The 26065-nt window shown below is 65.0% G+C and carries 24 protein-coding genes and 1 pseudogene; 4 read left to right on the top strand and 21 right to left on the bottom strand.

Annotated elements, in window-relative coordinates:
• Positions 1-43: 43 nt before the first annotated feature.
• Both IOC82_RS06940 and IOC82_RS06935 read right to left on the bottom strand, forming a co-directional pair.
• Positions 44-1186 (bottom strand): Gfo/Idh/MocA family oxidoreductase, encoded by a 1143-nt coding sequence (locus IOC82_RS06940; RefSeq protein WP_290545455.1) that lies wholly within the window; start codon positions 1184-1186, stop codon positions 44-46.
• A gap of 4 nt (positions 1187-1190) precedes the next feature.
• A complete protein-coding gene (locus IOC82_RS06935; RefSeq protein ID WP_290545454.1) occupies positions 1191-2240 on the bottom strand; it encodes a TIM barrel protein in 1050 nt (349 codons plus the stop codon).
• 191 nt (positions 2241-2431) lie between these two features.
• Between IOC82_RS06935 and IOC82_RS06930 the strand changes: the two genes are divergently transcribed.
• Positions 2432-3040 carry a heme-binding protein gene (locus IOC82_RS06930; RefSeq protein WP_290545453.1) on the top strand — a complete coding sequence of 203 codons (609 nt, stop codon included), beginning with the start codon at positions 2432-2434 and terminating at the stop codon, positions 3038-3040.
• A gap of 52 nt (positions 3041-3092) precedes the next feature.
• On the opposite strand, the gene aguB is transcribed toward IOC82_RS06930, so the two are convergent.
• The 4 genes and pseudogenes from aguB to IOC82_RS06910 form a co-directional block, all read right to left on the bottom strand.
• Positions 3093-3980 (bottom strand): N-carbamoylputrescine amidase, encoded by an 888-nt coding sequence (aguB, locus tag IOC82_RS06925; RefSeq protein WP_290545452.1) that lies wholly within the window; start codon positions 3978-3980, stop codon positions 3093-3095.
• A gap of 5 nt (positions 3981-3985) precedes the next feature.
• Positions 3986-6088 (bottom strand): FAD-dependent oxidoreductase, encoded by a 2103-nt coding sequence (locus IOC82_RS06920; RefSeq protein ID WP_290545451.1) that lies wholly within the window; start codon positions 6086-6088, stop codon positions 3986-3988.
• A gap of 222 nt (positions 6089-6310) precedes the next feature.
• Positions 6311-6655: pseudogene (locus IOC82_RS06915) on the bottom strand (septal ring lytic transglycosylase RlpA family protein); the annotation flags it as partial.
• 72 nt (positions 6656-6727) lie between these two features.
• Positions 6728-7975, bottom strand: a complete 1248-nt coding sequence (locus IOC82_RS06910) for a D-amino acid dehydrogenase (RefSeq protein WP_290545450.1) — start codon at positions 7973-7975, stop codon at positions 6728-6730.
• 50 nt (positions 7976-8025) lie between these two features.
• On the opposite strand from IOC82_RS06910, the gene IOC82_RS06905 reads away from it, so the two are divergent.
• Positions 8026-9366, top strand: a complete 1341-nt coding sequence (locus IOC82_RS06905; protein WP_290545449.1) for an FAD-binding oxidoreductase — start codon at positions 8026-8028, stop codon at positions 9364-9366.
• Here the strand turns inward: IOC82_RS06905 and IOC82_RS06900 are convergent, their stop codons facing one another.
• From IOC82_RS06900 to IOC82_RS06855, 10 genes are all read right to left on the bottom strand, one after another.
• Positions 9367-9720, bottom strand: coding sequence for a RidA family protein (locus IOC82_RS06900; protein ID WP_290545448.1), 354 nt, complete (start codon positions 9718-9720; stop codon positions 9367-9369). It abuts the gene before it with no gap.
• A 30-nt stretch (positions 9721-9750) separates the two neighbouring features.
• Positions 9751-11244: a M20/M25/M40 family metallo-hydrolase gene (locus IOC82_RS06895; RefSeq protein ID WP_290545447.1), complete on the bottom strand. Its 1494-nt coding sequence runs from the start codon at positions 11242-11244 to the stop codon at positions 9751-9753.
• Positions 11241-12485, bottom strand: a complete 1245-nt coding sequence (locus tag IOC82_RS06890) for a M20 family metallo-hydrolase (protein WP_290545446.1) — start codon at positions 12483-12485, stop codon at positions 11241-11243. The genes IOC82_RS06895 and IOC82_RS06890 overlap by 4 nt, the downstream gene beginning before the upstream one ends.
• A gap of 56 nt (positions 12486-12541) precedes the next feature.
• Positions 12542-12784 carry a hypothetical protein gene (locus tag IOC82_RS06885; RefSeq protein WP_290545445.1) on the bottom strand — a complete coding sequence of 81 codons (243 nt, stop codon included), beginning with the start codon at positions 12782-12784 and terminating at the stop codon, positions 12542-12544.
• A complete protein-coding gene (locus IOC82_RS06880; RefSeq protein ID WP_290545444.1) occupies positions 12784-13581 on the bottom strand; it encodes a lytic transglycosylase domain-containing protein in 798 nt (265 codons plus the stop codon). The genes IOC82_RS06885 and IOC82_RS06880 overlap by 1 nt, the downstream gene beginning before the upstream one ends.
• A 55-nt stretch (positions 13582-13636) precedes the next feature.
• Positions 13637-15091, bottom strand: coding sequence for a dihydropyrimidinase (hydA, locus tag IOC82_RS06875; protein WP_290545443.1), 1455 nt, complete (start codon positions 15089-15091; stop codon positions 13637-13639).
• Positions 15092-15159: 68 nt separating this feature from the next.
• Entirely contained in the window at positions 15160-16152 is a 993-nt protein-coding gene (locus IOC82_RS06870) for an ABC transporter substrate-binding protein (protein ID WP_290545442.1), read from the bottom strand.
• Positions 16153-16188: 36 nt separating this feature from the next.
• Entirely contained in the window at positions 16189-17058 is an 870-nt protein-coding gene (locus IOC82_RS06865; RefSeq protein WP_290545556.1) for an ABC transporter permease, read from the bottom strand.
• Positions 16956-17858 (bottom strand): ABC transporter permease, encoded by a 903-nt coding sequence (locus tag IOC82_RS06860; RefSeq protein WP_290545441.1) that lies wholly within the window; start codon positions 17856-17858, stop codon positions 16956-16958. The genes IOC82_RS06865 and IOC82_RS06860 overlap by 103 nt, the downstream gene beginning before the upstream one ends.
• Positions 17859-18635, bottom strand: a complete 777-nt coding sequence (locus IOC82_RS06855; RefSeq protein WP_290545440.1) for an ABC transporter ATP-binding protein — start codon at positions 18633-18635, stop codon at positions 17859-17861.
• A gap of 85 nt (positions 18636-18720) precedes the next feature.
• Between IOC82_RS06855 and IOC82_RS06850 the strand changes: the two genes are divergently transcribed.
• A complete protein-coding gene (locus IOC82_RS06850; protein WP_290545439.1) occupies positions 18721-19347 on the top strand; it encodes a TetR family transcriptional regulator C-terminal domain-containing protein in 627 nt (208 codons plus the stop codon).
• Positions 19348-19352: 5 nt separating this feature from the next.
• On the opposite strand, the gene IOC82_RS06845 is transcribed toward IOC82_RS06850, so the two are convergent.
• From IOC82_RS06845 to IOC82_RS06830, 4 genes are all read right to left on the bottom strand, one after another.
• Entirely contained in the window at positions 19353-20636 is a 1284-nt protein-coding gene (locus IOC82_RS06845) for an amidohydrolase family protein (protein WP_290545438.1), read from the bottom strand.
• 280 nt (positions 20637-20916) lie between these two features.
• Entirely contained in the window at positions 20917-22227 is a 1311-nt protein-coding gene (locus tag IOC82_RS06840) for a replication-associated recombination protein A (protein ID WP_290545437.1), read from the bottom strand.
• Complete coding sequence (locus IOC82_RS06835; RefSeq protein WP_290545436.1) at positions 22227-23636, bottom strand: DegQ family serine endoprotease; 1410 nt, start codon at positions 23634-23636, stop codon at positions 22227-22229. The genes IOC82_RS06840 and IOC82_RS06835 overlap by 1 nt, the downstream gene beginning before the upstream one ends.
• 27 nt (positions 23637-23663) lie before the next feature.
• The gene (locus IOC82_RS06830) at positions 23664-24101 is read right to left on the bottom strand and encodes an Lrp/AsnC family transcriptional regulator (protein WP_290545435.1); all 438 of its coding nucleotides are present in this window, start codon (positions 24099-24101) and stop codon (positions 23664-23666) included.
• Between the two features lie 133 nt (positions 24102-24234).
• On the opposite strand from IOC82_RS06830, the gene IOC82_RS06825 reads away from it, so the two are divergent.
• Positions 24235-25431, top strand: coding sequence for a hypothetical protein (locus IOC82_RS06825; protein WP_290545434.1), 1197 nt, complete (start codon positions 24235-24237; stop codon positions 25429-25431).
• A 72-nt stretch (positions 25432-25503) separates the two neighbouring features.
• Here the strand turns inward: IOC82_RS06825 and IOC82_RS06820 are convergent.
• On the bottom strand, positions 25504-26065 hold a 562-nt coding region (locus tag IOC82_RS06820), incomplete at its 5' end, for a transposase (RefSeq protein ID WP_290545433.1).

Here is a 26065-nt window from a genome sequence, read left to right as displayed (position 1 = left end):
TCGCGCTTGCAGTTACTGCCTAAACTCGGTGCAAGCTGAGGCGTCAGCCCTTGGCGCTTTCCCACTGCCCGGTCCTGGCCGACTTGAGCACCGCATCGGTCACCAGATCGGTGGCGAGGGCATCGCGGAAGGTCGGTGCGGCGGGTTTTCCGGAGGTAAGCCCTTCGATGAAATCCGCTGCCTGGTGGATAAAGGTGTGCTCGTAGCCGATCTGCAGGCCGGGCACCCACCACTTGTTCATATAGGGGTGGTCGCCATCAGTGATGTGCACCGAGCGCCAGCCGCGGGTGCGGCCCTCGTCGCGGTGGTCGAAATACTGGAGCCGGTGCAAATCATGCAGGTCCCAGAAGATCGAGGCGTGCTCGCCGTTGATCTCCAGCGTGTAAAGCGCCTTGTGGCCGCGGGCATAGCGGGTGGCCTCGAAGCTGGCGAGCGAGCCGTTGTCGAAGCGGGCGAGGAACAGGCTCGCGTCGTCGATCTCCACCTTCTCCGTCTTGCCGGTGATGTTGTGGTGGCGCTCCTTGATGAAGGTCTCGGTCATGCCGGTGACCGAGGAGATGCCGCCGTTGAGCCACATGGCCGTGTCGATGCAATGGGCGAGGAGATCGCCGGTGACCCCCGAACCCGCGACCCCCACATCGAGCCGCCACAGGCCCTGGCCGCCCTGCGGCAGGTCCTTCGAGATCGTCCAGTCCTGCAGGAACTTCGCACGGTAATGGAAGATCTTGCCCAGGCGGCCTTCGTCGATCAGCTGCTTGGCCAGCGTCACGGCGGGCACGCGGCGGTAGTTGTACCACACCATGTTGGCAACGCCCGCGCGCTCCACGGCCTCCACCATCTTGGCGCTTTCGGCGGCCGAGCGGCCGAGCGGCTTTTCGCACATCACCATCTTGCCGGCCTGTGCCGCCGCGATGGCGATCTCCATATGCGTATCATTGGGGCTGGCGATGTCGATCAGGCCGATCGATTTGTCGTCGATGAGCTTGCGCCAGTCGGTGACGGACGACTCATAGCCCCATTGCTCCGCGAAGGCCTTGGCTCTATCGGCGTTGCGGGCGCAAATCGTCTTCAGCACCGGCGTGTAGCCGAGATCGAAAAAATGCGGCGCTTGCGCGAAGGCGTTGGAATGGGTGCGGCCCATGAAACCATAGCCCACCATGCCGATGTTGAGCGTCTTCTTCGCCATCGGATCAGCCCTCCCAGCCGTGCGCGTCGCGCACCTTGATCATCACGCCGAGGATGTCGTTCCAGGTCTGCTGCTTCATCATCACCTCGTTGGGGAACATGCAGCCATCCCAGCAGATGTGCTTCATGGCCTTGGTGAGCGAGCCGTCCGTGTTGCGCAGCCACAGCCCGGCATGCTTGGTGATGTCGAGCCGCCCGTTGGGGTCCGTCACCATGCAGTGGCGGCCGGTCTTGTCGTGATAGCCCATGCCCTTCACCGTGCCGTCGTTCTGGGCGACGTGGAAATCGATGGTCCACGGCCTCAGAATATCCGTCATCCGGACGAGGGCGGCGTCGAGCGCCGCCTGGTCCTTCCAGTCGAAGCCTTCGGGCAGCAGCGCGGCTTCCGGCGCGTTGTAGCCCATGGTGTAGAGCAGCGTATGCGCCATATCGGCCTGGAAGCCGATGATGCCGGGGCGGTCCGTCTGCTCCATGGTGTCGAGCACCGCCTTCCAGCTGTGCATGCCGCCCCAGCAGATTTCGCCCTCGGCGGCCAGCCGCTCGCCATAATCCTTCGCCACGTCGCAGGCCTCGCGCCAGGTCTGGGCGATGAGCTTGGTGTTGCCGGCGGGGTCCTTGGCCCAATCGGCCGGGCTTGACGCCGAATCGATGCGGATCACGCCATAGTTGCGCACGCCCAGTTCGCGCAGCCTTCTGCCCAGCTCGCAGGATTTGCGCACATTGGCCACGAACTTCTTGCGGTCTTCGGCCGAGCCCATGGCCGAGCCGCCACCCACCGGCGGCCAGACCGGCGCCACGATGGAGCCGATGGCCAGCCCGTGGCGGAGGGCCTTGTCAGCCAGCTGCTTCGCCTCGTCATCGGTAAAATCAATGTTGGTGTGCGGCGCAGCATGGAAGATGTCGATGCCGTCGAACTTCACGCCATCGACATCCGCTTTGGCAGTCAGGGCGATCATGGTGTCAAGATCGATAGGCGGCTCCGAATCGGGCCCCTTGCCCACGAGCCCAGGCCACATCGCATTGTGAAGCTTGGGAAAACTATTCTTGCCCGCCATGTTTCCTCCCATGCGGTGAGCGTTTTTTTCCAATGCTAGACTCGACTGCGGCTTGCTGTCCACAACCGCTCTATCAGTTTCCCGCGATGCCGGTGAATCTTTCCACACTCCGCCACGCGCGCGGGGGAGAGGGAGAAAGGGTAATGCGATGTGCAAGACATCCATCACCAACTCATTTACGTTCTCACGGCATGACCCTCCCCCGCAAGGCCTACCGCATGTTCATCATCCTCGCCCTAGCGCTGGTCGCCGCCGTCATCGGCCTCGCCGGCTTCTGGTATGTCCAGACCCGCAACGTGGAGATCGCGCGATACGCGGTGATCGAGGCCGACGGCCCGATAGAAATCCGCGACTACCCGGCGCTGACCGTTGCCGAAGTCACCCGCTCCGGGACCCGCGACCAAGCGGTGCGGGCAGGCTTTGGTCCGCTGGCGCGCTATATCTTCGCCTCCGACCGCGGCGGCGGAAAAATTGCCATGACCGCGCCCGTAACCCAGAGCGAGGCGGGCAATGCGTGGACTATACGCTTCATCATGCCGTCAGGCTACACCCTCGCCAGCCTGCCGAAGCCCGCGGCCTCGGACGTGAAGCTTGTGGTGGTGCCGCCCGCCCGCCGCGTGGCCATCCGCTTCAGCGGCTGGTGGTCAGACACGCTATTCACCGGGAAAAACGCCCAGTTACTGGCGTGGATGAAGACGCGCGCGATCACGCCGGTGGGCGCGCCCACCTTTGCCTATTATAACGATCCCTTCACGCCCGGGTTCCTGCGGCGGAACGAGATATTGTATGAAATTCCCTAGCGTCATCTAGGCTTTCGCCGGGATGGCGGATTATGGGGCGATGGCCGCGGAATTAAGTCGCCGCGCTCTTCGTCTTGCCATCGAGCGTCATGAGCGCGCCATAGAGCTCGGGCCGCCGGTCGCGGAACACGCCCCAGGAGCGGCGCAGCTCGCCGATCTCCGCGAGGTCGAAGCTCGCTACGCGCACGCCCTCTTCCGTGCGGTCCATCTCTTCGAGCTTCTCGCCCTGATGGTCGGCGATGAAGGAGCGGCCATAGAAGATGTCGAAGCGGCCATCGGGGGCGGTCTCGCGGCCCACCCGGTTCGAGGCGAGCAGCGGCATGATGTTGGCGGCCGCGTGGCCGCGCATCACATTCTGCCAGTGGGTGGAGGAATCATAATCCGGGTTCGGCGGCTCGGAGCCGATGGCGGTGGGATAGAGCAGGATGTCCGCCCCCATCAGCGCCATGGCGCGCGCTGCTTCGGGGAACCACTGGTCCCAGCAGATGCCGAGCCCAATCCTGCCCGCTGCCGTGTCCCACACCCTGAAACCGGTATCGCCGGGCGAGAAATAGAATTTCTCCTGATAGCCGCGGCCATCGGGGATGTGGCTCTTGCGGTAGATGCCAAGCTCGCGCCCATCGGCATCGACGATGACTGTCGTGTTGTAATGCGCATTGCCGGCGCGCTCGAAGACGCTGACGGGCAGCACCACGCCCAGCTCCTTCGCCAGCGCGGCGAAGCGCTTCACCGTCGGGTGGCGGTCGATCTCATGCGCCTGTTTCAGGAAATGCGCGTGCTGCTCGATGCAGAAATAATCGCCGTCGAACAGCTCCTGCAGCAGGATGAGCCCGGCGCCCTTGGCGGCGGCCTCGCGCACCAGGCGCTCGGCCTTGTCGCAGTTCTTCGCCCAGTCGTTCCCGGAGGCCATCTGGGTGATGGCGGCGGTGAGCTTCGTCATGTCATTCAATCCTTCAATCGGGCAACTTCGCGGCGGAACGGCAGCGCGTCACCGATGGGTGCGGCCTCCAGCTCCTCGGCATAGCGGTGGCCTGCATAGGTGGCCCAGGCAATGGCGGCGGGCGCATTGGCATCACCGATCAGCTTCAGCGAGGCGATGCCGTTGTCGGCCCATTCCGCTTCGCGCGCCTTGAGCGCCAGGAACAGCCCATCTTCGGGGAGCCGCGCCGTGACCATCACCACCGCATCGCAGCCGATGCGTTCGGACTTTCCTGTATAGGTACAGGCCACCATCACCCCGTCGCCCTCGACTGACGACAGGCCGCGCGTTACCCACACGTTCACGCCGATCTCCAGCAGGCGCGCCTGGATGGCGCCCTGCTCCAGCGTGTTGAAGCTCCACTCCGCCACGCGTGAGGCTGGCGTCACGAAAGTCACCTTGCAGCCCTTCTGCACCAGAAGCTCCGCCAGCACGCTGCCCATATAATAGTGGTCGTCGTCATAGACCACCACCTCGCCCGCGGGCAGCGAGCCTGCCATCAGGTCATCCGGCGTGAACACCGGCATGAACTCCGCGATGGCGATGGGCAGCAGGTTGTAACGCGCGATACCGTCGCGCCGCCAGCGCGCGCCGGTGGCGATGGCGACATGTTGGAAGCCGAAGCCCAGCACATCGTCCGCCGTCAGCGCGGAGTAGCGATAGATGTTCACGTTGGTCATCTTCGCGATCTGGCCATGGCGGTAGTCGCGCACGCGGGCCCAGGCGCTGAGGCCGGGGAGCTTGCTCTCGCGCGTGACGCGGCCACCCAGTTCGACCGTCGCTTCCGCCAGCGCCACCTCATAGCCACGCAGGCCCACCTTGTGCGCGGCGGAAAGGCCCGCGGGCCCCGCGCCCACCACCAGCACCTTGGCGTCCGACTGCTTTGTCTTGATCCGCTCCGGATGCCAGCCCTTGCGCCATTCCTCCATGAAGGAGGAGTTCTGCGTGCAGCGGGAGAGCGACATGGTCATGTCCCCCGTCACGCAGATATTGCAGCCGATGCATTCGCGGATGTCCTCGATCCGGCCTTCGTCGATCTTCTTCGGCAGGAACGGGTCCGCGATCGAGGGCCGCGCCGCGCCGATGAAATCCATCAGGCCCTGCTTTACCTGCCGCACCATCATGTCGGCCGATGTGAAGCGGCCGACACCGACGACGGGCCTCGGCGTCAGCTGTTTTAAGCCCCGGATCAGATCCTCCTGCGCGCCTTCCGGCTTGAAGCGCGAAGTGCCGGAACAGGCTTCCCAGGTGCCATGGGCGAAGTCCCACAGGTCGGGGAGCTCCGCATGCATCGCCACCATGTCGCGCAGCTGCGCATTGGAAAAGCCCTGCTCGCCGGCGAGCTCGTCGAGCGACAGCCGCACCGCGATGGCGCAGGCGCCGCCCACCTCGTCGCGCGCGTCCGAAATCAGTTCCTTCAGCAGGCGCGAGCGGTTCTCCAGCGAACCGCCATATTCATCGGTCCGCTGGTTGGTGCGCGGCGACAGGAAATGCTGGATCACGCCAAAGCCATGCGCGCCATAGAGGCAGAGGATGTCATAGCCCGCACGCTTCGCCCGCCTGTAGGCCAGCTTGTGCCAGTGGCGGAGATTGCGGATATCTTGCCTGTCCATGGCGCGCGCCTGGACGGGGTCCGACGTGAAGGTGAGGATCGGCGTGTGGGACGGTGCCAGCGGCACCTCGCGCGTATAAAGGTTCGGGCCATTGGCGCCGGAGTAAGCCAGCTCGATCCCCGCCAGCGCGCCGTTGGAATGAATGGCATCGGCCATCTTGGCCAGCCCCGGCATGTCGTCTTCGTCCCAGATGCGGAGTTCGATGAAGGGGGTGATCTCGGAGCTATGGTGAATCTCCACCTGCTCGGTGAAGATGACGCCCCAGCCGCCCTCCGACTTCACCCGCCGCATCTCGGCGGCGGCAGACGGGTCGCGGTAGCCGCCGCCATTGCAATGCGGCACCTGGTAGAAGCGGTTCTTGGCGGTGACGGGTCCGATCCTGACCGGCTCGAACAGGATGTCATAGCGCGGGTCGCGCAGCCTGGCGCCGCCGGTTGGGTTCGAGCTATTGTCCATTCCGTCACCTCCCCGCGAAACGCAGCGCTGGACCATGCCAGCGCCTCAGGCGTCTCAGACATAGATTATCGCAGGATGAAGGATAGGAAATCGCAATTCACCGGCGCATCAGCGCAGCGAAAAGACCTGCCCGGCATTCTCCACAACCGCTTCGGCGGGTGCTGCGGGCGCCGTCATTGCCGCCGGGGCGGCTGCCGGCGTCTCCGCGATCTTCTGCAGCGGCACGATCTTCACCGTGGCCACACCCGCACCGATCATTCCCAGCAACTTGGCGGCGCTGTAGCTGACATCGATGATGCGGTTCTTGATGAAAGGCCCGCGGTCATTAACGCGGACGATGACCGACTGGCCGGTCTTGAGGTTGGTGACCAGCACCCGGGTGCCGAAGGGCAGCGTGCGGTGGGCGGCAGTGTAGTCGGCGGCATTGAAGCGCTCGCCGCTGGCGGTGCGATGGCCGGACTTGTAGTAGGACGCCTTGCCGGTCTGAGCGGCGGCCTCCGCCTGGGAGGCGCAGGCGCCTGAGAGAATGGCAAATGCCGCAACCGCGGCCCATCGCATTTGCTTCATTCCCCTACACGCCCTGACTGTTTTCGTTGGCGGGGCACCATAGGCCGAAAAGGGGCGAGAATGTGTTCAAGCTTACGCAACGGCAGTCATGCCGTCCAAGGCGATGGCGGGGCGCTTTCCGGCCACCAGGTCGGCCGTGATGCGGGCGGCGCCATGGCTCATGGTCCAGCCCATGTGGCCCTGGCCGGTGTTGAACCACAGGTTCTTCATGCGCGAGGGGCCGAGGATGGGCGTGCCCTCGGGCGTCATGGGCCTGAGGCCGGCCCAGAAGCTAGCCTTGCTCCAGTCCGCGCCGTCGGGGAACAGCGTCTTCATGGTGGCGAGCATCGTGTCGAAATCCTGCGGCCTGTGGGTCCGGCCATAGCCCGAGAATTCCGCCGTCGCCGTCACCCGCACCCGGTCGCCCAGGGGCGCGTAGGCGACGAGCGTCTCCTCATCCACGCCGCCGATGGTGGGCGGGTTGTTGCGCCCGGCCATGGGGGCAGTGATGGCATAGCCCTTCACCGGATAGACAGCGAGGTCATGCCCCAGCTCGCGTGCCAGATGGGGTGAATAGACGCCGAGGCAGAGCACCATCACGTCCGCCGTCTCCCGCCCCTTGTCGGTCATGACGGCGGCGATGCGGTCACCCTGCTTGTCGAAGCCGGTGATGGTGGTGTTGTATTTGAAGGTGACGCCCTGCCCCTTCAGCCAGGCCGCCATATTCTGGGAGAACTTGCGGCAATCGCCGCTCTCGTCGCCCGGCGCATAGAGGGCGCCGGCGAACTTGTCCTTCACCGGGGCCAGCGCCGGGTCGCGCGCCGCCACGCCATCGCGGTCCAGCGTCTTGATGCGGCAGCCATTGTCGGAGAGAATACGCGACTTGGCCGAGGCCGCCTTCAAGGCCGCTTCCGAGCGGTAGAGATAAATGAGGCCTCCGGTTCGCCCGTCATACTCCACGCCCGTCCGCTTCACGGTGTCGTGGAAGACATCGAGCGAGTAATTGCAAAGCTTCACCTTGCGAGTCGTGTTGAGCGCGGCACGCTCGGCCGTGCATTCTCCCCAGAAGCGCCACATCCATTTCCAGAAGCGCGGGTCGGTCGAGAACTTGAAGCGCAGCGCCTGGTCGCCCCGCCAGAGGGAGCGCAGCAGGATCTTCGGTGCGGCGGGCGATGACCAAGCGTAAGCATGGCCCGGTGCAAACAGGCCGGCATTGGAGAAGGAGGTGAAATTGGCGGGCTCCGGCTCCCGGTCGATCACCGTCACCTCGTGGCCATCGCGGTTCAACTCATAGGCCGTGGTGACGCCTACGATCCCCGCCCCCAGCACCAGTGCCTTCATGGTCCCGCCCTTTTGATCTTGTGTCCGCTCAATGCTAGCAAGGCTTCACCATGGCTTCCACAACCCATCCGCATGCCTTCAAATTCGACCGCGCCGTTGACAGCTACTGGGAGGCCTCCGCCGATCCGCTGGACATCGGCACCCCGCGCCTGAAGGGCGACGAGACCTGCGAGGTGGCCGTCATCGGCGCGGGCTTCACCGGGCTTTCGGCAGCCCTCGAACTGGCCCAGCAGGGCGTGGACGTCCGCGTGCTGGAGGCGGGCCAGGTCGGCTGGGGCGCGTCGGGCCGCAATGGCGGTTTTGCCTGCGTGGGCTCGCACAAGCTGTCCTACCCCACCATGATCCGCCGCTACGGGCTCGAGGCCGCGCAGCAGTTCTATGACACGATGCGGCAGTCCGTGGCGCTGGTGCGCGACAACCTCCAGCATTACGGCATCGATGCCTGGGCGACGGCGGATGGCGAGGTAACGCTCGCCCACCTGCCGAGCCGCGTCCAGGAGCTGCGCGACGAGCAGGCCTACCTGAAGCAGACCTTCGGCGACGAGACGGAATTCCTGTCGAAAGAGGACCTCAAGCGCCAGGGCCTTGATGGCCCTGGTTTCTTCGCGGGCCTCAAGGGCAAGGTGGGCTTCGGCGTGCATCCGCTCAACTACGTGCGCGGCCTCGCCCGCACCGCGGCGACGGCGGGTGCGAAAATCCATGGCCGCTCGCAGCTCATCCGCTGGGAGGAACTCGCTGACGGCCACCGCCTGCACACGCGCGAGGGCCTGCTGAAAGCGAAGCAGGTCATCGTCGCCACCAATGGCTATACGCCGGAGGATGTCTCGAAGCGCCATGCGGGCCGCATCATGCCCGCGCTCTCCAGCGTCATCGTCACCCGCCCGCTGACCGATGAGGAGCGCCGCGCCCAAGGCTGGACGTCGGACGTCCCGTCCTATGACTCGCGCAGGCTGCTGCATTACTTCCGCCTGCTGCCCAATGGCCGCTTCCTGTTCGGCGGCCGCGGCGGCACCGATGCCTCTGACAGCGGCGGCGATGCATATCGACCCGTGCTCCTCAAGGCTTTCGCAGAACTTTTCCCGGCCTGGGCTGAGGTGGAGATCACGCATTACTGGCGTGGCTTCGTCTGCTTGAGCCATGACCTCGTGCCCTATGTCGGTGCACTCGACGAGAAGAAGACCGTATGGACCGCCATCGCCTATCACGGCAACGGCGTGGCCATGGGCTCATGGAGCGGCCGCGCGGTGGCGCGCCTGCTCACAAAGAAGACGGCGCGGGACGAGCTGTCGCCCGTGCTCACGCGCCGCCTGTCACGCTTTCCCCTGCCCGCCTTCCGGCCGCTTTATCTGAAGGGGGCCTATGTTTGGTACGGGTGGGAAGATTCTCGATAGTTAGTCCAGCGCCGCCTCGACCATGATCTCGACGTCGATGCCGGGGGCGGCGAGCTTGGCTTCGACCGTGGCGCGGGCCGGGGTCTGGCCGGGGACCACCCAGGCGTCCCACACCGAATTCATTTCGGCGAAGGTGGCGATGTTGGTGAGCCAGATATTGGCCTTGATGATCTTGGTCTTGTCGGCGCCAGCTTCCTTGAGGGTCGCATCGATCTGGGTAAGCACGTCCTTGGTCTGCTCGGCCACCGACTTGCCAAGCGCCGCGTCCGGCGTGAAGCCGGCGAGATAGACCTTGTTGCCGTGGATGACGGCGGAGCTCATGCGCTTGCCGGGTCCGATACGCTTCAGTGACATTGTCTCTTTCTCCTTTGGAATGAGTGGTGTTTAGCGGCCTTTGGCCACCGCTTCAATCACGGCCAGCAGCACACGGGGAAGCGTCTCGAAGGCATAGGGGGCATTGAGCCGCTCGAGCCAGTGATGGTAATCCCGCCCCCAGGGCCCGATATTGATGCAGGGATAACCCGCAGACCCGGGCATGGTGAAGCCCGTGCCCCAGATCGGCGTGTTGGCGGCACAAGCGGAAAGGTCGCCCGAGGCCTCGCCTAAGAAGCTCATGTCCGAAATGCCGGGAAAATAGCGCAGGCTCCCCACCTCGTGCGCGGCACAGGCCGTCACGATCACATCCTCCAATACCGCATCCGACAGCGATACCGCCGGATAGGGAATGGAGCCGAAGCCCATCACCACCGCGGGGCCCGTCAGCCCCGAGGCCTGCCACACGGCCGCGGTCACCAGCTTGGCGCGTTCCGGAAGGTCGAGGCCTTCATGTGCCGCCACCTCGGCGGCGATGTGCTTCACATCGTGATGCGGCACGCGGCTGCTGAGCTCGGCATAGCTCATCACCGGAATGTCGCGGGAGAGCTTGCCGGCAGCACGCGCCATGGCGCGGCGGGCCAGCATCAGCGAGATGCCGAACACCTCATCCGCCGGGCGCCGGTGCTGCAGCGTGTTCCAGTAGAGCCAGCTCTGTGCGGGCGTGGTGACGTTGTATCCCGACTTCAGGTCCTTGGCATGGAGTGCCGTGGGCGGTGCGGCAATCTCGGAACCGCTCTGTTCGGCCAGCTCGGGCGCCAGCTCGAATTCAGTCAGCAGCTCCGCCGCGAGATAGGCGGCATTCGCGCCATCCTGCGGATAGCAGGCATGCGCCTCCTTGCCGGTGACGAAGGCGGTGATGAGCTGCTTGCCGACCGAGCCCAGCGCCACGCTGCGGCCCACCGCGCCATCACCCTGATCCGAGATCGCATCGAGGTTGATGACCAGCGCAATATCGAGGTCATGATCCTTCGCAACCCGCGGCAGGAGCGGAGCGGCGGCGCGCGCCCCCGCCGAACGCTCCTCCTCGTCCGCGACGCCGAGGAACAACAGGCTGGCATCGCCCGAATAGGCCTCCATCGCGGCAATGCCGGCGGCAAGGCCCGCCTTCATGTCCAGAAGCCCGCGGCCGGGCAGGAACTCGCCACTCTCGAAATCGGCCAGCGCCAGCGGGTTCTCGCCCGTCTTGCGCAGGCGCGCCACGATCTCCGGCAGCAGGCGCCCGGCGTTGAAGGCCAGGGGCTCCAGCGCGCCATAATCATCGGCCGGCACCACGTCGAAGTGACCGGTGAGCACAATGGTCTTGCGGCCGCGCCCACGCTTCAGCGCGAAGACATTGCTGCGCGCATCGTTGGGGATGGGCGCTGTCCACACCGTGTCGAAATGACCGAGAAAGCGCGCCAGCTTCTCCGCATAGGCCGCTTCACCGGCGGAACCGGTGACGGAGGGCCATGAGGTGAGCGTGAGCGCAACCTCGCGCGCCCGCGCCGCAATGTCGTTCCTCACGCCAGCTTGCCGTCGTATGCGAGAACCGCGTTGAGCAGCACCTGCGAACCGGCGCCGCATTCCTCGAGCGTCGTCGACTCCGCCTCATTGTGCGAGATACCGCCGAGGCAGGGCACGAAGATCATGGTGGTGGGCGCCACGCGCGCGATATAGGCCGCGTCATGGCCAGCGCCCGAGGCCATTTCGCGCATGGTGAGGCCGGCCTGCTTCGCGCCCTCGCGCACGCACTCGATGAGGTTCGGGGCGAACTTCACCGCCGGCGAGATCCAGATGCGCTTTTCCTCAAGATCGAGGCCGAGCCCGGCGGCGATCTTCGGCAGTGCCGCTTGATACTCAGCCTCCATCTTGTCCAGCACCTTCTCGTCCGGATGACGCAGGTCGACGGTGAAGAAGACTTCGCCCGGCACCACGTTGCGGCTGTTGGGCCGGTTCTCGATGAGGCCCACGGAGGCAACGCCCGGCAGGTGGTTCATGCCCACCTGGTGGATCGCCTCGATCATGCGCGAGGCGCCCAGCAGCGCATTCTTGCGCAGGCCCATCGGCGTGGCGCCCGTGTGCGACTCCTGCCCCCGCACCGTCACCTCATACCAGCGCATGCCCTGCACGCCCGTGACGACGCCGATCATCTTGTTCTCGGCTTCGAGGACCGGCCCCTGCTCGATGTGCAATTCGAACATGGCCTGGAACTTGATGTCGCCCGCCTTGTGCTTGCCTTTGTAGCCGATGCGCTCCAGCTCATCGCCCAGCTTGATGCCCTGCCGGTCCTCGCGGCTATAAGCGAAGCCGGTGGTGAACACGCCCGCATAGACGCCGGAGCACAGCATGGCGGGCGCGAAGCGCGAGCCTTCCTCGTTGGTCCAGTTGACGATCATGATGGGGGCATTGGTCTCGTAACCCATGTCGGCCAGGGTACGCATGGCCTCCAGCGCGCCCAGCACGCCAAGCACGCCGTCGAACTTGCCGCCCGTCGGCTGCGTGTCCAAGTGCGAGCCCATGGCGATGGGAGCAATGTCCTTGCGCTTGCCGGGACGCGTGGCGAACATGTTGCCGACCTCGTCCACCTCCACCGTGCAGCCCAGCGTCTCGCACTCGGCCTTGAACCAGTCGCGCACTTGTCTGTCTTCGTCCGAAACCGTGAGACGCTTGATGCCGCCCTTGGGCGTACCGCCGAACTTGGCGGTGCCCATGAGCGAGTCCCACAGGCGCTGCGGATTGATGGTGAGGTTGGTTTTCGATGTCATGACGAACTCCGTGAAATCAAAAGCGCAGCCCGGCCCTGGCGAGGCGCGGCACGCTATCAGGCACTTGGGGGCCCGTCATCCCCCGGCGCGTCCTTGGGCCCGTCCTTGGGCCATGTGATGAAGAAGGTATAGACCGCATATCCGAGCATGCCCGCGGCCAGCGCCAGCCACAGGCCGGAGCCGCGGCCGGCCGCCGCCTGCCACATCTCGAAGCCGAGCCAGAACAAGATGGAAATCACCATCGCCACGCGCACCCAGAGCGGCTTGTAGAAGGGATGCTTCTGTTCGTTCTTGAACATCAGTTGCCGTCGATCTCGTTGCCCATGATGGCGAGCGCCTGCTGGTAGACGCTTGCTGCGTTCCAGCCCTGCAGCGCCACGAAATTGGGCTCGCCCGGGCGGTAGCCGAGGCCCGGCTGCCAGCCATGGCCGCGCAGGAAATTGGCGGTGGAGGCCAGCGCATCGGCCTTGCCGTTGAGGTCCATGCCGGGGCCATCGAGCGAGGAGCCATAGAGCAGCACGTTCCTGGGCAGAAACTGCGTCTGCCCCACCTCGCCATGCATGGCGCCGGTGGAGGAGGCCGACAGCGTGCCATTGTCGATGAGCTGCAAGGCGGCGATCAGCTGCTCGCGGAAATAATCCGGCCTCCGGCAGTCATAGGCGAGTGTTGCAACGGCCGAGATGGTGTTCTGCCGGCCCATGTAGGCGCCGAAGGCCGTCTCCATGCCCCAGATGGCGATGATCGGGCCTGCCGGCACGCCATATGTCTTCTCGATCTTCTTGAAGAGGGCGGCGTGCTGCGCCTTCTTCTTCTTGCCCTGGGCGATGATGGTGGCGGCCCCGCGCTTCTCCATGAAGGCATCGAGATCGAGCTTGAAGGAATGCATGCCGCGGTCGGCCTTGATGGTGGCCGTGGCATAGCTCGTGCCCGCCAGCGCCGCGAGGCCCTCGGGGCCAATGCCCTGGGCGCGGGCCTCCGCCGCATAGGACGCCTTCCAGGCCTCGAAGCCCGCCCCCGTCTTGCCGCAGGAAGGCGCCGCGCGTGCCGGCGCCGCAATCCCCAGCATCAGGAAAAGGCAAAGCACGATCCGCCGCATATCAGGCTCCCCGTTTCGAATCGGTCCCGAACAGTGCCATTACACGCTCAGGCTGTCACGGCACGATATCGGGCCGCGCCACGGGCTTGGGTTGCGTCAGGCCCTTCCAGATGGCGTTGGCGACGTTGACCGGCGCATTGGGCTCGCGGCGCACGAATTCGCCGTCGCCGGGCTTGGCGCGCATGTCGCCCTCAGCCCAAGCGATGCGCCCGCGCGAGAACACCGTGCGCGGCACGCCGGTGCAGGTGTAACCCTCGAAGACATTGTATTCGATGCGCGAGATCTGCTTCTTCGCCGTGATCGTCTTGGTGGCCTTCGGGTCCCAGATGACGAGATCGGCATCGGACCCTACCCGCACCGCACCCTTCTTGGGATACATGTTGAGGATGCGCGCGATGTTGGTCGACGTCGCCGCGACGAACTCCTCCTTGGTGAGGCGGCCGGTGTTGACGCCGGCGTTCCACAAAACCGGCAAGCGGTCCTCAAGGCCGCCCGTGCCGTTGGGGATCTTGGTGAAGTCGCCGAGCCCATTGCGCTTCTGTGCGATGGTGAAGGAGCAGTGGTCGGTGGCGACGACCGACAGCGTGCCGGACTGCAGCCCCGCCCACAGCGAATCCTGGTGCTTCTTGTTGCGGAAAGGGGGGCTCATCACGCGGCCCGCGGCATAGTCCCAGTCCTTGTTCTGATACTCCGAGTCGTCGAGCACGAGATACTGCACCAGCGGCTCGCCGAACACGCGCTGGCCGGCCTGCTTGGCGCGGCGGATGGCATCATGCGTCTGCTCGCAGGACACATGCACGATGTAGAGCGGGCAGCCCGCCATGTCGGCGATCATGATGGCGCGGTTCGCCGCCTCGCCCTCCACTTCCGGCGGGCGCGAATAGCTGTGGCCCTCGGGGCCGGTGACGCCGCGGGCGAGCAGATCGGCCTGCATGCGCGCGACGACATCGCCATTCTCGGCATGGACCAGCGGAAGCGCTCCCAGCTGCGCGCAGCGGCGGAAGGAATTGTAGAGCTCGTCGTCATTCACCATCAAGGCCCCCTTGTAGGCCATGAAGTGCTTGAAGGTGTTGATGCCATAGGTCCTGACGACGGTTTCCATCTCGTCGTGGATCATCGGCGACCACTGCGTCACCGCCATGTGGAAGGAATAATCAGCACAAGCCTTCTCGGCCTTGTGGCGCCAGGCCTGGTAGGCGGCGAGCATGGATTCGCCCGGTGCGGGAATGCAGAAGTCGACGATCATCGTCGTGCCGCCGGAGAGGCCCGCCTTGGTGCCCCACTCGAAATCGTCCGCCGAGACCTTGCCCATGAACATCAGTTCCATGTGGGTGTGCGGATCGATGCCACCCGGCATGACATAGCAGCCGCCCGCATCCACGATCTCGGCGCCCGCCGGCGCTTCCAGCTTCTCGCCAACGGCAACAATCTTGCCGCCGTCGATCAGCACGTCGGCGCGCTGCGAAAGATCATGGTTCACGACGGTGCCGCCGCGGATGAGTGTGCTCATGGCTCAAGTCTCCTTGGACGAACGGAAAGAAAAGGGCCCCCTCTGGTGAAGGAGAAGGCCCCTGATTGTTACATGCCCTTGGCCTTGTCGGTGACGACCGAGGTCCACGCGCCTTCCGGCTTCTTGGTGATGACCGGGTCGGAGCCGCCCTTCATCAGGGTTTCCACCGTGCGCCCGGCGGCGGCCACGTCCAGCGTGCCGTCGGAGCCTTCGGTGAGCTTGTTCACCTCTCCCATCATGCGCTTCTGGTGATCGATGGTCTGGGCGCCAGACGCGTCGTTGTCGAGAACGATCTGGGCCGCTTCGTCGCCATTGGCGCGGGCATAGTCCCAGCCCTTCATCGACGCCTTGACGAACTTGGCCATGGTCTCGACGAAGGCCGGGTCCTTCAGCTTGTCCTCGAGCACGTAGAGGCCGTCCTCAAGCGTCGCCACACCCTGGTCCTCATACTTGAAGGTGATGAGCTCCTCCGGCTTCATGCCGGCCTCGATCAGCTGCCAGTATTCGTTGTAGGTCATGGTCGAGATGCAGTCGGCCTGCTTTTGCAGCAGCGGATCGACATTGAAGCCCTGCTTGATGACGGTGACGCCATCGGGGCCGCCATTGGTGGAAAGGCCCAGCTGGCTCATCCACGACAGGAAGGGATATTCATTGCCGAAGAACCACACGCCCAGCGTCTTGCCCTTGAAGTCGGCCGGGGTCTTGATGCCGGTGTCGACGCGGCAGGTGAGCATCATCCCTGAGCGCTTGAAGGGCTGCGCGATGTTGACGACGGGTGAACCCTTCTCGCGCGTGGCAAGCGCGGACGGCATCCAGTCGACGACCACGTCAGCGCCGCCGCCGGCCAGCACCTGCTGCGGGTTGATGTCGGGGCCGCCCGGCATGATGGTCACCTCGAGCCCTGCGTCCTTGTAATAACCCTTGGCGGCGGCCACGTAGTAACCGGCAAACTGCGCCTGCGTCACCCACTTCAGCTGCAGTTTCACGGCCTCGGCCATGGCAGCCGAACCGCTCGCCAGCAGCACGCCTGCGGCGGCTGCGGCCATCAGAAATTTCTTCATTGTCCCTGTCTCCTCCAGTTTGCTCAACGTTGCCGCCTACTTTCGGTAGGACGGATGCCAGAAGGTCACCCGGCGTTCGAGGAACACCAGGAGACCGTAGAAAGCCGAACCCGTGATGGCAGCCACCGCGATCTCGGCCCAGACCATGTCCAGCCCCAGTCTGCCAACTTCTGTCGAGATGCGGAAGCCCATGCCGACGATGGGCGTGCCAAAGAATTCGGCAACGATGGCGCCGATCATGGCCAGGGTGGAATTGATTTTCAGCGCATTGAAAATGAACGGCATGGCGGCGGGAAGCCTGAGCTTCACCAGCGTCTGCCACCAGGAGGCGCCATAGCTGCGCATCAGGTCGCGCTCGAGGTGGCCCGAAGCCTGAAGCCCCGCCACCGCGTTCACCAGCATGGGGAAGAAGGTCATGACCACGACCATCGCCGCTTTGGACGGCCAGTCGAAGCCGAACCACATGACGAGGATGGGCGCCACGCCGACGATGGGCAGCGCCGCCACCAGATTGCCCAGCGGCAGCAACCCGCGCCGGAGAAAGGGAATACGGTCGCACAAGAGCGCCACCAGGAAGCCCGACAGCGAGCCGATGATCCAGCCGGGGATGACCGCGCGGATCACCGTCTGCACGAAGTCCACCCACAGGATGGGCAGCGATGCGATGAGCTTGGCCCATATGCCGGAGGGTGCGGGCAGCAACACGGCGGGCACGCCGAAACCCCGGACGATTAGCTCCCACAAGATCAGCACGCCGATGCCGAACACCGCGGGGTAGAGAATGTCTGTGATGCGCGAGCGGATCATGGCTTCACCCCCATGCGCCGGAGCGTGACGCGCTCGGCAACGCCCACCAGCCACACGAGCGCGGCGGCGAGGAAGGAGCCCATGAACAGCGCCGCCCAGATCTGCACCGTCTGCCCGTAATAGGAGCCCTGCAGCAGCCTGGCGCCGATGCCCGCGATGGCCCCCGTCGGCAATTCGCCCACAATGGCGCCGGTGAGCGCGATGGCCACCGCCACCTTCAGCGAGGTGAACAAGAAGGGCACGGAAGCGGGAAAACGCAGCTTCCACAGCACTTGGCTTGTCGAGGCATTGTAAGTGCGCATGAGGTCGAGCTGCGTTGTCTCAGGCGACATGAGCCCCTTCACCATGCCGATGGTGACGGGGAAGAAGCAGAGATACATCGAGATCAGCGACTTCGGCACGAGCCCGGTGAAACCCAGCGAGCCCAGCACCACGATCACCATCGGCGCAATCGCCAGAATGGGAATGGTCTGGGAGGCGATGATCCACGGCATCAGGCTCTTGGCCAGGAACGTCGAATGCACGATGGCAATGGCCAGCGCCACGCCCAGGAGCGAGCCCAGCACGAAGCCCAGAAGCGTGGAGGAAAGCGTCACCCAGCTGTGATAGAGCAGCGATTTGGGCATCCACGGCGCCACCGTGAATACGCTCTTCCACAGCTCCTGCGCGATTTGATGTGGAGCGGGCAGCACGGGCCGCGCCTCGTTCCACGAGAAGGCGAGAATGCCGGAAAGTCCGCCGCCGGCGGCTTCGATCTTCGGCCCCGTCACCACCCAATTCATCGGGATGGCGGCGGCATACCACACGAGCAGGATGCACAGGCAAACGGCCGTCACCGGCAGCGCATTGCCGGATTCCCTCGCAACAGGCTTTGCAGCGATGGCGGGTGCGGCGCTCACTCAGTCCTCATAGGAATGCCCGGCCTTCAGCCCCTCGCGCACGCGGTGCGCAAGGGCGAGGAATTCTGGCGTCTCGCGAATGTCCAGCGTGCGGTTCCCCGGCAGGTTGGTTTCGATCACGTCGATGATGCGGCCGGGGCGCGGGCTCATCACCACGATCTTCGTCGAGAGGAACACGGCTTCCGGAATGGAATGGGTGACGAAGACCACGGTCTTCTTGGTGCGGTCCCAGAGTTCGAGCAGCTGCTGGTTCAGCTTGTCGCGCACGATCTCGTCGAGCGCGCCGAAGGGCTCGTCCATCAGCAGCAGCTTGGGGTCGAAGGCCAGCGCGCGGGCGATGGAGACGCGCTGCTGCATGCCGCCCGACAACTGCCAGGGGAACTTCTTCTCGAAGCCCTTGAGGTTCACGAGTTCAAGGTTCCGCGCAATGCGCTCGACCGCGTGGTCGAGGCCCATGATCTCCAGCGGCAGCCCGACATTGCGCTCCACCGTGCGCCAGGGATAAAGGGCGGGCGCTTGGAACACATAGCCATAGGCGCGCTTAAGCCGTGCCTCCTGCGGGGTCATGCCATTGACGGTGATGGAGCCGGAGGTGGCCTGCTCAAGATCGGCGATGACGCGCAGCAGCGTGGTCTTGCCGCAGCCCGAGGGGCCGATGAAGGAGACGAAATCGCCGTCCTCCACCTCCAGATTGACCTTGGACAGCGCATAGACCGGCGCGTCCGCCGTCTGGAAAACGAGGCTCAGCTCGCGTGCCGAAATCACGGGCCCCGCCAACTCCGCTCCTCCCTCAGGTTTATTGTTGCTTGTGCGAAGGCTAACCGCTCTTGACCAAGTGATCAAGAATTAACAAGGTGTTGACATGGGAGAAGCCACGGCAATCACCCGGAAAACCCGCATCCAGGCCCAGAACGAGGAGCTGATCCTCAAAGCCGCGCTGGAAGTGTTCTCGGCTTACGGCTTCCGCGGCGCCACGGTGGACCAGATCGCCACCCGCTGCGGCCTGTCCAAGCCCAATCTGCTCTATTATTTCCGCCGTAAGGAAGACATCTACGTCGCCGTGCTGGAGCACACATTGCACGACTGGCTGGAGCCCTTGCGCAGCCTCGATGCCGCCGGCGAGCCGATCGCGGAAATCACCTGCTACATCCGCGCCAAGATCCGCCTCTCCCGCGACAACCCAAAGGCCTCGCGCCTCTTCGCCAACGAGATCCTGCACGGGGCAACCGCCATCGGCGCCTATCTCAAGGGCCCGCTGAAGGACCTGGTGGACGAGAAGGCCGCCATCATCCAGGGCTGGATCACGCAAGGCCGGCTCAACGCTGTCGACCCCCACCACCTGATCTTCGCCATCTGGGCCACCACCCAACACTACGCCGATTTCGACGCTCAGGTGAGCGCCGTCACCGGCAACCCGCCGGACCTGATGGACAAGGCCGAGGAAACGTTGACCCGGCTGTTCGTGGAGGGGTTGCAGCCGCGCCGTTAAGTCCGTCACTTCGGCGCGTAATCCGCCCCGTTCACCGTGCCCGGCCGTCCATCGAGATGCAGCGTGCTCACCCGCTCCGGCGTTTCGGCGATCACCTTGCCGCCCTTCACAACCTTCAGCCGGTTGGCCTTGAGCCGCAGCGCCTCCACGGGGGTCTTTGCCTGCAGCACCACGAAATCCGCGTTGCAGCCCTTCTCGAGGCCATAGCCTTCGAGGTGCAGCGCCTTGGCCGGGTTCACCGTCACCGCATCGAAAGCCCAGCGCATCTGCTCCGGGCTCGTCATCAACCCCACATGGATGCCCATGGAGGCCGCCTCCAGCATGTCGCCCTGGCCGAGGGGATACCACGGATCCATCACGCAATCATGCCCGAAGGAGATATTGATCCCTGCCGCGCGCAGCTCCGGCACGCGCGTCATGCCGCGGCGCTTGGGGTAGGTGTCGTGGCGGCCCTGCAGCGTGATGTTGATGAGCGGGTTGGGCGTTGCATGGAGCTCTGCCTCCGCCATCAGCCCGATCAGCTTCGAGGCATAGTAATTGTCCATCGAATGCATGGAGGTGAGGTGCGAGCCGGCCACGCGCCCCTGCAGCCCCAGCCGCTGCGTCTCGTAGACGAGCGCCTCGACGTGGCGCGACAGCGGATCGTCCGTCTCGTCACAGTGAATGTCGACGAGGAGCCCGCGCGCCGCCGCGATCTCACACAGTTCGGCCATGCTGCGCGCACCATCGGCCATGGTGCGCTCGCCATGCGGAATGCCGCCGACGACATCGACGCCCATGTCGAGTGCCCGCAGCAGGTTCTTCTTCGCATGAGGATCGCGGTAGAAGCCATCCTGCGGGAAGGCCACGAGCTGCAGGTCGATATAGGGCTTGATGCGCTTCCGGACTTCGAGCAGCGCCTCGACGCAGAGCAGCCGGTCATCGCAGACATCCACATGGGTGCGGATGGCGAGCAGGCCTTGGCTCGCCGCGAGGTCGCAATAACGCATGGCGCGCTCGATCACCGCCTCATGCGTCAGCAGCGGCTTCAGCTCGCCCCACAACCTGATGCCCTCGAGCAGCGTGCCGGACTGGTTGTAGCGCGGAAGCCCGAGCGACAGCGTCGCATCCATGTGGAAATGTGCGTCGATGAAGGGCGGCGACACGAGATAGCCCTTCGCATCAATGGCGCCGCGCGCTTCAGCCGTGATCGATGGCGAGACCTCCGCGATCTTGCCACCCACGCAGGCAATATCCACCTGGCGCCCATCGGGCAGAACCGCGTTTCTTATCAGCAGATCGATCATCATGCCCTCGAAGTTAATGCAGAGACTAACCCCACTCCAAGCCGTTATGCCAGCGAAAGCTGGCATCGAGCTTAGCCGGGAACGCCTTCATGGCTTCTTCCGCTACTCAAAAGCATCGGGCAGTCAAGTGAATCCACGAGGGTTCCCATCCCCCTCGTGGCGGGAGGGAGGGGGAAGGGAGCCCCGAGGGTATGTCGCCGGTTGAACAGAGTCCAGTTTTCGAAGACCTAAGCCCGGGGATCCCCACTCTTAATCCCTGCCCACAAGGCGGAGGGAAACGCCGCTAGCCGCCCCGCTCCTTCCGGAGCTTCGCCCAATAGTCCAGCCGGCGCTTCACCTCGCGCTCGAAGCCGCGCTCCACGGGGTCATAGTATTTCTCCCGCCCAAGCACATCCGGGAAATAGTTCTGCCCGGAGAAGGCATCCGGCTGGTCGTGGTCATAGCGGTAGCCCGCGCCATACTCTTGAGCTTTCATCAGCTTGGTCGGCGCGTTGAGGATGATCTTGGGCGGCATCAGGGAGCCCGTTTGCCTGGCCCGTTCCGTTGCCGTCTTGTAACCATTGTAGACGGCATTCGACTTGGGCGCCGTCGCCACATAGACAACTGCCTGTGCGATCGCCAGTTCGCCTTCGGGGCTGCCGAGGAAGTCATAGGCCTCCTTTGCTGCCAGCGCCTGGTGAACGGCCTCGGGGTCTGCGAGCCCCACGTCCTCGATCGCCATCCGCACCACGCGGCGCACGATGAAGAGCGGGTCCTCCCCCGCTGTCAGCATGCGGGCGAGATAATAGAGGGCCGCATCAGGGTCCGATCCACGAACCGACTTGTGCAGCGCCGAGATCAGATTGTAGTGACCGTCCGCCGCCTTGTCATAGAGCGGCATGCGCTTCTGCAAGGTGCGCGCCAGCGCCTCCGGGTTCAGCGCCTCGCCGTCTTCCGGCACGGCGGCGAACACTGCCTCCAGCATGTTGAGCAAATAGCGCCCGTCGCCATCGGCCATGCCGGTCATCGCCTCGCGCGCGGCAGGATCGGCGGGGAGCGGGCGGCGTTCGAACATTTCCGCACGGCGGATCAGCGCCTGCATCGCGTCATTGTCCAGCCGGTTCAGCACCAGCACCCGGGCGCGGGAGAGCAAAGCGCCGTTCAACTCGAAGCTCGGGTTCTCCGTCGTGGCGCCGACGAGGATGATGGTGCCGTCCTCGGCATAAGGAAGAAATGAATCCTGCTGAGACTTGTTGAAGCGGTGGATTTCATCGACGAACAGGAGCGTGCCCCGCCCCTGCTCCCGCCGGATGCGCGCCTGCTCGAAGACCTTCTTCAAATCCGCGACGCCGGAGAAGATCGCCGAGATCTGCATGAAGGCCAGCCCCGTCTCGCCGGCGAGGAGCCGCGCGACGGTCGTCTTCCCCGTGCCGGGCGGCCCCCACAGTATGATGGAGGGGATGCGGCCCGCGGCCAGCATCTTTGTGATCACCCCGCCGGGTCCCACCAGATGGTCCTGCCCCACGACATCTGCCAGCTTCTGCGGGCGCAGCCGGTCCGCCAGGGGGCGGGGTGCGTCCTTGCCGGGGCCGGCGGAGTCGAAGAGGTTCGTCATCAGCCGCCGATGGCCATTTTCACCACCCGGCCGCCGCGGTTGATGGCAATGCGCCACAGGTTGCTGTCATCCGCCAGGGCGGCGTTGAGCGCGCCGACACTGTCGATCTTGGCGCCATTCACCTCCAGCACGATGTCGCCCCGCTTGAAGAAACGCAGCGCCGGCGCCGTGTCGATCTTGGTGACAACCACGCCTTCGGCATCGGCCGGCAGGCCCAGCTCATCCGCGACGGCAGGAGAAAGATTGGCCACGGTGGCGCCGGTGAACGGATTTGCACCTCCGATCGCCGTGTCGTCGCGCTTCACCGTTTCGGGCGCGGCGATCATCGTGACCTGGGTTTCCTTGCGGTCGCCCTTGCGCCGGTATTCGACGATGATGGTGGCGCCGATCGAGGCCGTGGCGGCGCGGTAACCGAGTTCCTGCGCGGTCTCTACGGGCTTTCCCTCCAGCGCCAGCACGATGTCGCCGCGCTTGAGGCCTGCCTTTGCGAGCGGGCTGTCGGGGTGCAGGCTGACGATCAGCGCGCCCTCCGGCCGCGCCATGCCGAGAGACGTGGCGATGTCGGGCGAGACATCCTGCAGCTCGGCGCCGAGCCAGGGGCGCTTGATGGCCACCCCGCCGTTCTCGGCGGTGGCCACCACTGTCTTTACCATGTTGGTGGGGATTGCAAAGCCGATGCCGATGGACCCGCCCGAGCGCGAGAAGATTGCCGTGTTGATGCCCACCAGTTCACCCCGCATGTTGACCAGCGCACCGCCCGAATTGCCCGGGTTGATGGCGGCGTCAGTCTGGATGAAGAACTGGTAGTCGCTCACGCCCACCCGCGTGCGCGCCAGCGCCGAGATGATGCCGCTCGTCACAGTCTGGCCGACACCGAAGGGATTGCCGATGGCAAGAACCAGGTCGCCCACTTCGAGTGCATCGGAATCGGCCAACGCCAGGGCCGGCAGCAGCTCGTCCGGCACCTCGATCTTCAGCACGGCAAGGTCGGTGCGCTCGTCGGCGATCAGGACCTTGGCCTCGAATTCGCGCTTGTCAGCGAGCGCCACCTTGATGTCGGTCGCATTGGCGATCACGTGGTTGTTGGTGACGATCAGCCCATTCGGATCGACGATCACGCCGGAGCCCAGCGAATTGGCAACGCGCTCGCGCGGGCGGCCGAAGCTGCCGCCATCGCCGAAGAAGCGGCGGAAGAACGGGTCCTGCATGAAGCCGTTGCCGCCCTGGTCTTCCACCAGCTTGCGCTGCGAATAGACATTGACCACGGCGGGGGCGGTGGTCTTGACGACCGGCGCGAAACTCAGCTGCACCGCGGCGGCGGACGCCGGCACGGCCTTGCTGGCGGCCTGGGCAAGCGGACCGCCGAGCACCAGCATAAGGGCGGAAGCGATGACGGGAACGAAACGCATGTGACTCCTTGTGGCGCTTTCAGCGCCCTATCTGCGATCAAGCTTTGTCGACAAGATGACCGAGGTTTCGATCCGCGTGATGCCGGGGATCTGGCCGATCTCGTCAATCAGCTTGTCCATGGCCTCGGATGACCCGGTCTTGACCTGCGCGATCAGGTCGAATTTTCCGCTGAGCGTGTGCAAGGTCTCGATCTGCGGAAACCTGGCGAGCTGGCGCCCCACCTCGATCTGCCGCCGCGGCTCCACCGAAAAGGTGACGAAGGCTCGCATGCCACCCTGGTCCAGCTCGCGTGACAGGCGGATCGAATAGGCGGCAATGACGCCCGTCTCCTCCAGCCGCTTCAGCCGGTCCTGCACCGTGGTGCGCGACAGGCCCAGCTTGCGGGCGAGCGACGCCACAGGCTCGCGCGAATCGACCTTCAGCAGGGCAATCAGCTCCTCATCCTTGGGGGTGATCTGTACCATCGGCGATATGAGGCCCGCTCTCGTCGGAATGACGACTCACCCGTCATAATTCAGCACAACGCCGTGTGTAAACCAACGACACCGCAAGTTATCTGTTGCGCTCACGTTTTCCCCTGTTCTGTCGGAGGTTTCGATGGCCAAGACTGCTGCAAGCATTGCCCTGAACGTGGTGCCCGGCCCCACTTACGCCGATGCCGCGGCGGTGGCCGCGGTCATGCAGCCGGAAGAGGCCGTCTTCTGCTTCAGCGCCGAGCGCCTCAAGGCCAGGCTTGCGCTATTCACTGCGGGCTTTCCTGGCGCCGTCAGCTTCGCCGTCAAGTCCAATCCCTCCCGCGAGGTCGTTGCCGCGCTGGACGAGGCGGGCCTCACCCACTGGGACGTTGCGTCGGTTCAGGAGATGGCGCTGGTCCATGCGATCCAGCCGTCGGCCCATTTCCACTACCATAACCCCGTCAAGTCGCGCCGCGAGATCCTCAACGCCTATAGCCGCTATGGCTGCCGCCGCTTCGCCGTGGATGCGCGCGAGGAAGTGGCCAAGATCGCGGCCATCGTGGGCGACGACCGTTCGGTCGAACTGGCGGTGCGCTTCGTGCTGCCGCGCGACCGTGCCTCCTCCGCGCATGACTTTTCCACCAAGTTCGGGGCGCCCGAGCACATTGCCGCCGGCCTGCTGCAGGACATCCAGCGCCGCGGCTATGTTCCCGTCATGACCTTCCACCCCGGTTCGCAGTCGCGCGATCCCAATGTCTATGTCCGCCACATCGAGGCCGCGCACCGCATCGCCAAGGCATCGGGCGTGCAGATCGGCAAGCTCAATGTGGGTGGGGGCTTCCCAGCTAGCTATCCGCTGAGCAAACCCGCATTGCTCGACAATTTCTTCACGCTCATTGCCGGAGCCACCACCCGCTGTTTCGGCAAGGGCATGGAACCGGCGCTCGAATGCGAGCCGGGCCGCGGCCTCGCCGCCAATTGCATGTCGCTGCTGACGCGCGTCAAGCTGGTGTGCTCGGACGGCGACGACATTTTCCTCAATGACGGCATCTATGGCGGCCTCATGGAGTTCATGCAGGCGCCGGAGCTGCAGCCGCCCTGCCGCGTTATCCGCGGCGGCAAGGTGCTGGAAGGCCCCACCAAGCCGTGGAAAGTCTTCGGCCCCACCTGCGACCCCCTCGACGTTCTGCCGGCCAAGCTTGACTTGCCAGCCGGCATCCGTGACGAGGACTTTATCGAATTCGGCACACTCGGCGCCTACGGCATCGCAACCTCGACCAGGTTCAACGGCTATGGCGGCCACGCAGTGGTGCCGGTGGCGGAGGTGTTCAACGGGTGAGGCGGAGATTAAGAAGATAGTGTCCCACGGCGTGGTGTAAGAGCGCCGGCCTTCGAAGAGGTCCGAGCTTGATCAGGCGGCCACGGCGGGCAGCCTGACGTTTGTATTCCCGGTGATGCGGGCGAGCGTTTCAAGTGACATGTAAGGCCGGGCCACGGTCCATTCGTCATTGGTCTCCGGCATCAGTGCGCCGGCCAGCCGGACGATGGCCTCGTCGTTGGGAAAGATGCCGATGACGTCGGCTCGCCGCTTCACCTCGCGGTTCACCCGCTTAAGCGGGTTTGCCGACGCGATCTGTGGCCAGTGCTCGCGTGGGAAGGACATGCAGGCCAGCACATCGTCGCGGGAGGCGTCCATCAGGGCGCCGGGCTTGGGCTGCTTCTCGCGAAGGGCATCGGCGACGATCCTCCACTGCGCTTCAGCCCCGGCCTTGGTCTCCCGAGCGAAGATGGTCTTCAATATCGCCGCGACGGCGGTGCGCTGCTTGGCCGGGGCGTGCGCCAGAGCATTCCGCATCCAGTGGATCCGGCAGCGCTGGTGGGTTGCGTTGAAGACCCGGCGCGCCGCTGCCCGCAGGCCCTTGTGGTCGCCGGCGATGACCAGCTTGACGCCGCGCAGCCCGCGGCTGGCGAGG

Source organism: Aestuariivirga sp. (assembly GCF_020252395.1).
Classification (GTDB): Bacteria; Pseudomonadota; Alphaproteobacteria; order Rhizobiales; family Aestuariivirgaceae; genus Aestuariivirga.
The sequence above is the reverse complement of the archived record's forward strand: the minus strand, read 5'-3'. Positions and strand labels throughout refer to the sequence as shown.

Bases quoted from the DNA above. Each gene is read 5' to 3' on its own strand.
- IOC82_RS06845 (WP_290545438.1), bottom strand. From the start codon at position 20,636: ATGATGATCGATCTGCTGATAAGAAACGCGGTTCTGCCCGATGGGCGC.
- IOC82_RS06930 (WP_290545453.1), top strand. From the start codon at position 2,432: ATGACCCTCCCCCGCAAGGCCTACCGCATGTTCATCATCCTCGCCCTA.
- IOC82_RS06885 (WP_290545445.1), bottom strand. From the start codon at position 12,784: ATGTTCAAGAACGAACAGAAGCATCCCTTCTACAAGCCGCTCTGGGTG.
- IOC82_RS06900 (WP_290545448.1), bottom strand. From the start codon at position 9,720: ATGTCACTGAAGCGTATCGGACCCGGCAAGCGCATGAGCTCCGCCGTC.
- IOC82_RS06905 (WP_290545449.1), top strand. From the start codon at position 8,026: ATGGCTTCCACAACCCATCCGCATGCCTTCAAATTCGACCGCGCCGTT.
- IOC82_RS06940 (WP_290545455.1), bottom strand. From the start codon at position 1,186: ATGGCGAAGAAGACGCTCAACATCGGCATGGTGGGCTATGGTTTCATG.
- hydA (WP_290545443.1), bottom strand. From the start codon at position 15,091: ATGAGCACACTCATCCGCGGCGGCACCGTCGTGAACCATGATCTTTCG.
- IOC82_RS06890 (WP_290545446.1), bottom strand. From the start codon at position 12,485: ATGACATCGAAAACCAACCTCACCATCAATCCGCAGCGCCTGTGGGAC.
- IOC82_RS06830 (WP_290545435.1), bottom strand. From the start codon at position 24,101: ATGGTACAGATCACCCCCAAGGATGAGGAGCTGATTGCCCTGCTGAAG.
- IOC82_RS06825 (WP_290545434.1), top strand. From the start codon at position 24,235: ATGGCCAAGACTGCTGCAAGCATTGCCCTGAACGTGGTGCCCGGCCCC.
- IOC82_RS06870 (WP_290545442.1), bottom strand. From the start codon at position 16,152: ATGAAGAAATTTCTGATGGCCGCAGCCGCCGCAGGCGTGCTGCTGGCG.
- IOC82_RS06920 (WP_290545451.1), bottom strand. From the start codon at position 6,088: ATGGACAATAGCTCGAACCCAACCGGCGGCGCCAGGCTGCGCGACCCG.
- aguB (WP_290545452.1), bottom strand. From the start codon at position 3,980: ATGACGAAGCTCACCGCCGCCATCACCCAGATGGCCTCCGGGAACGAC.
- IOC82_RS06880 (WP_290545444.1), bottom strand. From the start codon at position 13,581: ATGCGGCGGATCGTGCTTTGCCTTTTCCTGATGCTGGGGATTGCGGCG.
- IOC82_RS06835 (WP_290545436.1), bottom strand. From the start codon at position 23,636: ATGCGTTTCGTTCCCGTCATCGCTTCCGCCCTTATGCTGGTGCTCGGC.
- IOC82_RS06910 (WP_290545450.1), bottom strand. From the start codon at position 7,975: ATGAAGGCACTGGTGCTGGGGGCGGGGATCGTAGGCGTCACCACGGCC.
- IOC82_RS06850 (WP_290545439.1), top strand. From the start codon at position 18,721: ATGGGAGAAGCCACGGCAATCACCCGGAAAACCCGCATCCAGGCCCAG.
- IOC82_RS06840 (WP_290545437.1), bottom strand. From the start codon at position 22,227: ATGACGAACCTCTTCGACTCCGCCGGCCCCGGCAAGGACGCACCCCGC.
- IOC82_RS06935 (WP_290545454.1), bottom strand. From the start codon at position 2,240: ATGGCGGGCAAGAATAGTTTTCCCAAGCTTCACAATGCGATGTGGCCT.